We start from the raw sequence: 2,035 nt of genomic DNA, 5'->3' as shown, positions 1-2,035 counted from the left end.
TCAGAATAGCCGCCAGCTTGATTCAAATAATAATCAATATCTTTACCTTCCAAATATGAAACGGTATTAGGAACCATGACAGCACCGTTGATAGTGACTGTATTCGTATTCTTCGGAATGGAAATGACATCACCTTCACGTAAAACAATATTGGAACTGCTTTTGGGATTACGAAGGGCTCTCTCCAAGTCAATACCTACGGTAAAGGTATCTTCAATATCTATTCCAAGAGAATCCATCATTTCCTCCCCTAATTGACGACGCATCAGACGAATTACATCTGCCATGCGTTTCTTTTCATCGGCATTGGCTACACGAGTCAACTTTGCACCACGCAGATAAGCATAATTTGTAGCACCGCCAGCCTTGTTCACCAAATCTGAAAGACGTTCCTCACGACTGGTCAGGGCATAAGTACCACCAAAAAGAATTTCACCTTCTATACCTACATTCTGCTGGGCCTGATACCCCGGGCTGCGACGGACATAGACTTCATCATAGGGCTGAAGGACAAAACCGGGCTGACCGTCGATGACAAAACCGTCTTTCAAGGAAAAAGAGAACATCTGACCAATGGTGTCGTTATCCGCCGTACTACGGGGATTCTTGATGCGTCTCGTTACATCAACACGAACAGTAGAAGCGGCCTCGCGCAAGCCACCTGCTTGGATGATAAGGTCCTCCAAAGTCATGTTGTCCGCATAAGGATAGGAATCAGGTTTTGCCACTTCACCATGAACGGTGATATTTCCGCGGTCGGACAAGTCATGAATGCTGGGGATATAAAGGATATCGTTCTTTTGCAAGGCGATATTAGGAGAAGTGCCGTCCATGATTGACTTGATATCGACGGGTAATACTTCGGTGGTCAGATCATCATGCTGACGGTATAGGACTGAACGGTTCAGGAAAGCGTCACCGGTAAGACCCTGGGCTTCATTCACCAGTTCACGAACGGTATTCAGTGTACCGCTCAGCTGGTAGATACCCGGACGATAAACCGCACCGCGAACTTCCAGCTTGTTGGTGAAGCGGTTCAGGATGGCTTCGGCTGTCACGACATCACCGTTACGCATTTTATAGACGCTATAATCAATGTCTTTCACTGTATTCACTTCGTATTCCTCACCATTCTGGCGGACAACACGCAGGGAACGGGTGTAGGCATCCGCATCAAAACCACCGGCATATTTGATTAATGTGGAAAGAGGTTCGTCTTTCTTCATCTCGAAACGCATCGGGCGTTTTACTTTTCCGCTTATCTTTACCAGAACGTCATAGGCAGGGACGATGACAACATCACCTTCCTGAAGACGGATGTCATCCTGGGCGTTGCCTTTCATGATGAATTCGTAAACGTCGATAGTGGTAAGTTTTTTGCCATTACGGACCAGTTGGACATTACGCAGACTACCGATGTCACTCACTCCGCCTGCACGATAAAGGGCATGGAAGACGGTTGAGAAAGCGGAAAGGGCGTAGGTGCCAGGTTGAACGACTTCTCCCATCACATTAATCTGAATAGTACGGATATTGCCCAGGGTCAGACGAATGTCAGAACTGGGATCGGTTGCATTATTCAGACCGTTATAGATCTTATTCAGGGATTTCTTCAGATAGTCATTAGCTTCAGAAACTGTTAAACCGCTCAGATAGACAGGACCGATCTTCTGGATATTAATCGTTCCGTCGGGAGAAATAGCTTGGCGGATGGTATTCTGGCTAGCACCCCAGATATCGATAATCACCTCATCACCGGGTCCCAAGCGATAATTAGAAGGAGTTGCGAGATTGACGCTCGGTTCAAAAGTCAAGTTCCGGGTATTAAAGATATTGCGTCCGAAGACCTGGTCTTCGCGGGATAAATCTTGAGCAGTAGGATGGTCTTCCAACATGTCGGAAGTGTTTTCCTTCATCTCTTCGCGAAGACGGGATTCATTGATATCCGTACCGGTAGCATTGGAGGTGTTTACATTGTTCTGTTTCTCGTATAATTCTTTCACACGAATGGCTTGTTCCTTGGTTACACCCTTAC

The 2,035-nt window shown here is 46.4% G+C and carries 1 protein-coding gene; it reads right to left on the bottom strand.

What is annotated here, in order from left to right; all coding sequences use genetic code 11:
• On the bottom strand, positions 1-2,035 hold a 2,035-nt coding region (locus CZ225_RS22820; RefSeq protein ID WP_077155982.1), incomplete at both ends, for an SLBB domain-containing protein.

It is taken from the genome of Bacteroides bouchesdurhonensis (assembly GCF_900155865.1).
In the GTDB taxonomy this organism is placed as follows: Bacteria; Bacteroidota; Bacteroidia; order Bacteroidales; family Bacteroidaceae; genus Bacteroides; species Bacteroides bouchesdurhonensis.
This window is presented reverse-complemented; position numbering and strand designations above follow the sequence as displayed.